The organism is Brevibacterium sp. UMB1308A (assembly GCF_030230605.1).
Lineage (GTDB): Bacteria > Actinomycetota > Actinomycetes > Actinomycetales > Brevibacteriaceae > Brevibacterium.
The window spans coordinates 1-7,539 of sequence record NZ_JASPDO010000045.1; the positions used below are offsets into that span (position 1 = coordinate 1).

Genomic DNA, 7,539 nt, shown 5'->3' on the forward strand with positions numbered 1-7,539 from the left:
GATGTCCTGACTGATGTGTCAACTGTCTTGGACAAAACCGCAGGGTGGAAGTGTCAACTAAGTCCTGACCCAGGACACCACGGGGCCCACTTTTTTAATGCCATAAAACCCTGGTTGTATCGGCCCACCATTCCGCAGAGCCCACGTGTGACTGCGAAAAGGCAACCCCGGTTAATCCTGAGTTGTAACGGTGACGTGTAGTTCCGGCATCTTTTCCGGCTGATCTTTTTCTGGAAAAGACAACACGATCTGATCAATGAGAGGTTGCAAGAACAGCTTCCCTAGCTGTCTCACCATCACATTGACAACCTGTTCTACTCGATTACGGTCCTGGGAAGCCTTCCCGTGGTCGCGCAAGGAGTCGATGCTCTCACCGGACAAGTGTGCAAGCCGGGTGATCAGCGCGTGGGCACCGCCTTCTTCAAGCAGGTCACGTCGTAAATACGCAACGATGAGCGGATTTTCTTGTGTCATGGCCGCAACCGACTCATCGCGGCTCGCCGCGCTTGCTACAGACCCACCCGCCTGAGAGTCCGCACGGGCAATCGCGTTCGCAAACTGCTCTACAATCCAACTCTCCACTGCCTCTTTGAGCCCCTCTTTGGACCCGAAGTGGTGAGAAATCAGACCAATGGTGACTCCCGCCTCGGCGGCAATGGCACGCATGGGCGTGCCCGCAAAGCCCGAGGTGGCGAACTGGTGAAGTCCAGCGTTGCGGATCCGTGCCCGGCTAGTGAGATCACTGTTCTGGCCGTGTGATTCTGGCTCTGTTTCCATTTCGCTGTCCTCCTATGCAATTCAGTCACTATACCTATTGAATACTTGTTCAGTCAGTTATACATTAGTTCAAAGTTCTCTACGTTGTTGAGGAGTCCGGATGAACCAGCAGCCACTTTCCGGCGTCACCGTCATCACCTTGGCCGTGAACCTACCTGGCCCACTCGCAGCGGCGAGACTGACGAATCTGGGCGCTCGCGTCATCAAAGTTGAACCGCCCACTGGCGACCCCTTGAACGTCTATTTCACCGACTACTACAAGGAACTAACTGCGGGTCAAGAGGTCGTGACCATCAACTTGAAATCGCCAGAAGGTGTTCAGCAGTTTGATCAGCTCGCCGGGGAGGCTGACATTCTGCTCACCGCGATGCGTCCACGAGCAGCTAAGGCACTGGGTATCCCAGACACGGTCGACAAGTACGGCCTGGTCCATGTCGAAATCGTGGGATTCGCTGGCGAGCGGGCTGACGTGCCAGGCCACGACCTGACGTACCAGGCAGCCCACAAAACCTTGGTCCCAGGCACCATGCCCACCGTACCGGTCGCCGATGTTTTGGGTGGCGAACACGCAGCCCTCCAGGCCCTTGCCGGACTTCGTGAAAAGGAAAACCGGGGTGCTGAGACGACGGGTGGAATTGTCAAACGCGTGGTTCTGGATGAAGCCGCTCAATGGGCAGGTGGACCGGCACGCCACGGCCTCACCGGGCCTGGAACACGGCTAGGCGGAGCCGTACCGGAATACCGCACGTACGCCACTCAAGACGGACACATCGCGGTCGCATGTTTGGAACCCCACTTCGCAAAAGCACTGGCAGAACGGCTGGGATCCACACACGAAGAACTTGAAGCGGCGTTTGCCTCCCAGTCAACCGCTCACTGGGTCGAATTCGCGCACGCCCACGACCTGCCCATCGAAGAAATCGCCGTTTAAAACACCAATCCGAAAAGGACCCAACCCGACAAAGGAGTCGAAATGGCAACAATTCCACTGGTACTTCGCCGGACAGCAAACACGCACCCGGACCAGCCAGCCCTCACATTTGAATCCACCACGCTGACCTACCGGGAACTGGACGACCGTGTGGATCAGTTCGCAGCTGACCTCATCGAGCGAGGTGTGAAAAAGGACGACCGGCTGGTCATTGTGGCAGGCAACTCAGACGTTTTCGCGTACGCGGTTCTGGGTGGTTTGCGGGCGGGCGCTATTGTCGCCCCGGTCAACCCCAAGTCTGCGGGCGCAGAAATTGAGCACTTCGTCACCGACGCAGATGTGCATTCCATTATCTTCGACGCACTGTGCGCGCCAGCGGTCAAAGCCTGGGCAGATGCTTTTCCGGAGACAGCTGCCAAGGTGAACGCGCTGTCGCTGGGGGCGGCCGAGTTCGGTGACAACCTCCTCGAGTCAGCTCTGCAGCGCCCCGCCACGCCGGTGGAGATCGGGCTGGAAGAGGACGATGACTGCCTCATTATTTACACCTCGGGAACCACCGGAAAGCCAAAGGGAGCACTTTTCGACCACCACCGGGTGCTGTGGGTAGGTGTGAATACCATTGGTGGGGTGGGGTTGCGCATTCGCGACCGCTACTTGATGGTGGCTCCGCTGTACCACTCTGCAGCGCTGAACCTGTTGTTCTTCCCAGCGCTGATGATGGGCGCGCACCAGGTCATTCACTCAGCATTCGACCCTGAAGCAGTGCTTCACGAGATCGACAAAATGAAGATCAACGTGTTCTTCGGTGTGCCCACCATGTTCGCGTTCATGTTGCGGTCGCCCAATCTCACGAAGCTCGATTTGTCGAGCTTGCGGGTGGCGTTCTACGGCGCAGCACCAATGCCCGGAAGTGTGGCCGAACGTCTGTTTGAGGTGATGCCGCAGACCGAGATCATCCAACTGTGTGGCCAGACCGAAGGTGGGCCCGGTGGCATCATCTTGCTGCACGAAGATGTCAAGGCCAAGCCTTCAGCATCTGGCCGGTATGCGACCTTGAACACGGAGGTCCGTGTGGTTGATGCGGAAGGTAAAGACGTTCGCCCGGGTGAAGTGGGTGAAATGATCATGCGTGGCGAAACCATGATGAAGGAATACTGGCGCAGGCCAGAAGCAACTGAGCAAACGGTCATCGACGGTTGGGTGCACACCGGCGACCTGGCTCATGTTGATGAGGAAGGGTACATCACCCTGGTAGACCGTCTGAAAGACATGATTATTACCGGTGGGCACAACGTGTATTCCGCCGAGGTCGAAAATGCGTTGGCAGCGTACCCGGAGATTACCGACATTGCGGTTGTGTCCCGTCCGCACCCGGACTTTGGTGAAACGGTTGTGGCGGTTGTGACGCCTGCTGAAGGTGGGAACCCGACGCTGGAAGGTTTGCGTGAGTTTGCCGAACCACTGCTGACGCACTACAAGATTCCGCGGGAACTCATCATTGAGGACATTCCGCGTAACCCCTCGGGGAAGATCCAGAAGCACAAGCTGCGGGAGAAGATTGCCCGTGAGTAATAGCATGAGCGGGATCCGAGAAGCGGTCATCGTGGGCGTTGGTCGCCAGTGTGGCGAGCAGGCTCCCCAGTTTGCAGTACAAGCAAGGCTGAACCACCACGAACCCTGAACCACCACGAACTCTGACCGACAAGGAGAAACATATGTCCGAACAGCGGGAACCACTGGTACGCACGGAAGATCGTGGGCCGGTACGCATCATCACGCTGGACCGGCCTAAAGCGCTCAACGCGCTTTCCGGTGAACTGATCGACGACCTGGCCGTCGCCCTGAGCGACGCGGAGTCCACCGAATCAGTGCGCGCAGTTGTGCTGACTGGTAGTGACAAGGCGTTTTGCGCCGGCGCCGACATTGGTGAGATCGCTCGCATGCAGGACAGCAAGCCTCTGGACCCGCTGATGATCGACCGGCTGTTCGGGGCTCTTGACGCTGTTCTCAAGCCCACGATTGCGGCTGTTCGGGGGCTCGCTTTCGGTGGCGGGTGCGAACTGACGCTTGCGTGTGACATCGCAATCGCGGGTGAGTCAGCACAGTTTGGTGTCCCCGAGGTCAAGCTGGGTGTTCTGCCTGGTGGCGGGGGAACTCAGCGCCTTGTCAGCGCGTTGGGTAAGGCGAAGGCCATGCGCATGTTGCTTACGGGTGAGCCGGTGAACGCCGCGTGGGCGGAGTCGGCCGGACTTGTCGCCGAGGTCGTTCCAGACGATCAGGTTGTAGAGGCAGCCGTGAAGATTGGAAACGCAATCGCAGCTAACGCGCCCCTGGCTGTTCGCCTGACAAAAGACTCAGCGCTCGCATCGCTTGAGACCCCGCTGAGCGCGGGGCTTGAGCACGAACGTCGCAACTTCCTCCTGCTTTTGGGAACGGAAGATGCGCGAGAAGGAACTTCGGCATTTATTGAACGCCGTCGCCCAGAATTCAAAGGAGTATAGAAATGATTCTTGACGGATACCGCGGTGCGTGGGAAAACAAAGAAACCGATGACCTGCGTAGTTTGACTCGTAACTTCTTGGAGAAGGAAGCGAAGCCCAATTTGGCGCGTTGGGCTGAAGAGCACAAGATTGACCGCGAGTTCTGGAACAAGGCCGGTGAGCTGGGGCTGCTGTGCGTGTCCATTCCGGAAGAGTACGGCGGCGGTGGCGGAACGTTTGCCCACGAGGCTGTTGTGCTCCAGGAGCAGGGATACATTGGTGACGCGGCGTGGGGGTACGCTGTGCACTCCACGATTGTGGCTCACTACATCAACGCGATCGGAACTGAAGAGCAGAAGAAGCGCTGGCTACCGGGCTTGGCCTCTGGTGAGCTGGTTGGGGCTATCGCGATGACTGAGCCGGGCACGGGCTCCGACCTTCAGGCGGTAAAGACCAAGGCTGTTTTGGACGGCGACGAGTACGTCATCAACGGTGCGAAGACCTTCATTTCGAATGGTACTCACGCGGATATCGTGATTATTGTTGCGCGCACCAATGACCAGCCGGGTGGCAAGGGGCTGTCGCTCATTGTCGCCGAGGTGAATGACCTTCCAGGGTTCTCGCGTGGCCGGGTGCTCGACAAGGTGGGGCAGCGTGGTCAGGATACGCGCGAGCTGTTCTTTGAGGACATGCGTGTTCCGGTTGAGAACCTGTTGGGCGGTGTTGAAGGCAAGGGGTTCATCCACCTGATGCAGCAGTTGCCACAGGAGCGGTTGGCATTGGCTGTCACGGGTGTGACCACGGCTGAGTACGCGGTACGTTTGACTATTGACTATGCGAAGGAACGTGAAGCGTTTGGGCGCCCGATTCTGGGATTCCAGAACACCAAGTTTGTTCTGGCCGAATGCGCTACCGACACGTTCGCTGCACGCACGTTTGTGGATCACCTAGTGTCCCAGCACATCGAAGGAAAACTGACGACCGAGCAGGCGTCCGCAGGTAAGTACTGGGCGACAGATATTCAGAACACCGTGATCGACCGGTGTGTTCAGGTTTTCGGTGGCTACGGGTACATGCTCGAATACCCCATTGCGCGGATGTACGCCGATGCGCGCGTTCAGAAGATCTACGGTGGCACCAACGAAATCATGAAGGACCTCATTTCGCGTGGGCTGTGAGGCGTAGCGAATACGTCAACAGGTCAGAAGATTTAAGCAGCGAACAGATTTCAGCAGCCAACAAGTTTACGAAAGGAAACCACTATGCAGTTTGCTAACAAGACTTTCATTGTGACAGGAGGCGGGTCTGGTCTGGGCGCTGCCACGACTCAGGCCTTGATTGAGCGGGGCGCCCGAGTGTTCATTGCCGACCTGAAGGGTGAGGCGCCGACTGGTGCTGAGTTCGTCGAAACTGATGTGACGAGCCCTGACAGTGTTTCAGCGCTGGTGGACAAGGCTAACGCTGACGGCACGCTGTCCGGATTGGTTAACTGTGCAGGGATCGGGACGGCGCAGAAGACTGTGAGCTCGAAGGGGCCGCACGACCTCGAGTCCTTTGCCAAGGTCGTGAACGTCAACCTGGTCGGTACGTTTAACGCGATTCGTTTGGCGTCCTGGGCCATGTCACAGAATGAGCCAGGTGAAGACGGTGAGCGTGGCGTGATTGTGAACACCGCTTCTGTTGCTGCGTTCGAGGGTCAGATTGGTCAGGCTGCTTACTCTGCGTCCAAGGGTGGGGTAGCAGGAATCACGTTGCCTATCGCGCGTGATTTGGCGAGTGTGGGTATCCGCGTGGTGACGATTGCGCCGGGCTTGTTCCTCACCCCAATGTTGGCGGGATTGCCGGAAGCTGCGCAGGCGTCGCTGGGCAAGCAGGTGCCGTTCCCGCAGCGTCTGGGGCAGCCACGTGAGTACGCCAACCTGGTGACGCACATTGTGGAAAACCGCATGCTCAACGGTGAAGTGATTCGCCTGGACGGCGCTATCCGTATGGCACCGCGCTAAGTTCCGTGGTGTAGCGCTGGGGTCCTGGTGCGACGCTGAGTTTCTCGGTGCAACGCTGAGTTTGTCTCACAGCGTTAAGTGGCACAGAGTTAAGGGGGCAGGTGGCCATGTGGTCGCCTGCCCCTTTTTTCTGCCCCTTCCCAAAGTCCGCTGTGCTCACTGTGGCGCCCTGCCCTAGGTGGTTGGGATGTGGTTGGCTGTGGCGGTTAGCGGCTAGCTACCTGAGAAAGATGATGACCAGCTACCCGAGGTGGCATCGGCCTGGCAAGGTGGAAGCCTCCTACAGGTTGGGGTAATGGCGGTCTGTTTCCCTGGGTGGTGGCGGTGTCTATGAGTGCGTTCCCGCTTCATATCTCAGTCCAGACAGCGCAAAGCGAGCGGTACGGCGCGTTATATTGCGCAGTTTCGCTCGCTTTGCGCCGTTTCGTCTCTGGGTGGGGGGGTGTCCCTATGGTGTTTGTCAAGCCGCCGCCGGGGTGCGGGGCTCGTATAGGGTGCCTGTTTTCATCATCGCGTACATGACGTTTAGTCGGCGCCGGGCTAGGCACATGATCGCTGCGTTATGGCGCTTCCCTTCGGCCCTTTTCCGTTCGTAGTACGCCTTTGATATCGGGTCGTGACAGGACGCGACCCATGCGGACCGAAATAACGCGTTCTTCAACTTCTTGTTCCCGGCACGGGCAGGGAACTCGCCTCGGATTGATGTCCCGGATCTTCGGGTTACTGGAGCGATTCCGGCATAGGCGGCCAGGTGTCCTGGAGTGGGGAACGCGGACAGGTCGCCAGCGGCCAGGAGGATTTGTGCTGCGGTCTTGACTCCGACTCCTGGTATCGATGTCAAGACCGTGGAAAGAGGGAAGTCATCGACCAGCTTTTCTACCTCTTCAGCGACGATGTTCCGTTGATGCTTAAGCTCTTTGATCTGAGCTGCGACCCTCGGGATGATGAGTTCAACAGCGTCAGCACCGGGCACTGTGACGGTCTGCTCTGACAGTGCTGTGAAGACCTGGTCGATGAGCGGTCCGGGGTCTTTGCGGCTGTGGTGACGTGCCCACCGTTTCACTCCGGCTTTGCCTGCAGCTTTGAGTCCGGCGGGACCGTGGTAGCGGATCAAGAGATCCAACACGATCGCCCGAGTGAGAACGACACCGGGGAATACACGTTCCAGTGATGGGTAGATCTGGACCAAGAGAGACCGTAGCCGATTGATCGCGCGCGTTGATTCACGAGCGAGGTCTTCGTCAAACCCTGAGAGCACCTTCAGTGCCGACAAGACCTCGGAATTACGGTCCACGGCTCGTAGCGTGTGTGGCATTGTCCGGGCGGTATCAGCGATGATGAACGCGTC

At 58.2% G+C, this 7,539-nt stretch carries 7 protein-coding genes; 5 read left to right on the forward strand and 2 right to left on the reverse strand.

Going from position 1 to position 7,539, the window contains the following annotated elements:
* Nucleotides 1-171: 171 nt before the first annotated feature.
* Nucleotides 172-777 carry a TetR/AcrR family transcriptional regulator gene (locus tag QP868_RS11730; protein WP_284926750.1) on the reverse strand — a complete coding sequence of 202 codons (606 nt, stop codon included), beginning with the start codon at nucleotides 775-777 and terminating at the stop codon, nucleotides 172-174.
* Between the two features lie 100 nt (nucleotides 778-877).
* Here QP868_RS11730 and QP868_RS11735 point away from each other — a divergent pair, with 100 nt between their 5' ends.
* From QP868_RS11735 to QP868_RS11755, 5 genes are all read left to right on the forward strand, one after another.
* Nucleotides 878-1,708, forward strand: coding sequence for a CoA transferase (locus tag QP868_RS11735; protein ID WP_284926751.1), 831 nt, complete (start codon nucleotides 878-880; stop codon nucleotides 1,706-1,708).
* A 42-nt stretch (nucleotides 1,709-1,750) separates the two neighbouring features.
* Entirely contained in the window at nucleotides 1,751-3,280 is a 1,530-nt protein-coding gene (locus tag QP868_RS11740) for a class I adenylate-forming enzyme family protein (RefSeq protein WP_284926752.1), read from the forward strand.
* A 143-nt stretch (nucleotides 3,281-3,423) separates the two neighbouring features.
* Nucleotides 3,424-4,209: an enoyl-CoA hydratase/isomerase family protein gene (locus tag QP868_RS11745; protein ID WP_284926753.1), complete on the forward strand. Its 786-nt coding sequence runs from the start codon at nucleotides 3,424-3,426 to the stop codon at nucleotides 4,207-4,209.
* Between the two features lie 2 nt (nucleotides 4,210-4,211).
* On the forward strand, nucleotides 4,212-5,366 hold the full coding sequence (locus tag QP868_RS11750) for an acyl-CoA dehydrogenase family protein (protein WP_284926754.1): 1,155 nt from the start codon (nucleotides 4,212-4,214) through the stop codon (nucleotides 5,364-5,366).
* Nucleotides 5,367-5,450: 84 nt separating this feature from the next.
* Nucleotides 5,451-6,191 (forward strand): 3-hydroxyacyl-CoA dehydrogenase, encoded by a 741-nt coding sequence (locus QP868_RS11755; RefSeq protein ID WP_284926755.1) that lies wholly within the window; start codon nucleotides 5,451-5,453, stop codon nucleotides 6,189-6,191.
* Nucleotides 6,192-6,651: 460 nt separating this feature from the next.
* Here QP868_RS11755 and QP868_RS11760 read toward each other — a convergent pair.
* Nucleotides 6,652-7,539 (reverse strand): IS110 family RNA-guided transposase (locus QP868_RS11760; protein ID WP_284926756.1); only part of this gene is annotated, 888 nt, incomplete at its 5' end.

Coding starts and splice junctions, on each gene's coding strand:
- QP868_RS11755 (WP_284926755.1), top strand. CDS start 5,451: ATGCAGTTTGCTAACAAGACTTTCATTGTGACAGGAGGCGGGTCTGGT.
- QP868_RS11750 (WP_284926754.1), top strand. CDS start 4,212: ATGATTCTTGACGGATACCGCGGTGCGTGGGAAAACAAAGAAACCGAT.
- QP868_RS11745 (WP_284926753.1), top strand. CDS start 3,424: ATGTCCGAACAGCGGGAACCACTGGTACGCACGGAAGATCGTGGGCCG.
- QP868_RS11730 (WP_284926750.1), bottom strand. CDS start 777: ATGGAAACAGAGCCAGAATCACACGGCCAGAACAGTGATCTCACTAGC.
- QP868_RS11740 (WP_284926752.1), top strand. CDS start 1,751: ATGGCAACAATTCCACTGGTACTTCGCCGGACAGCAAACACGCACCCG.
- QP868_RS11735 (WP_284926751.1), top strand. CDS start 878: ATGAACCAGCAGCCACTTTCCGGCGTCACCGTCATCACCTTGGCCGTG.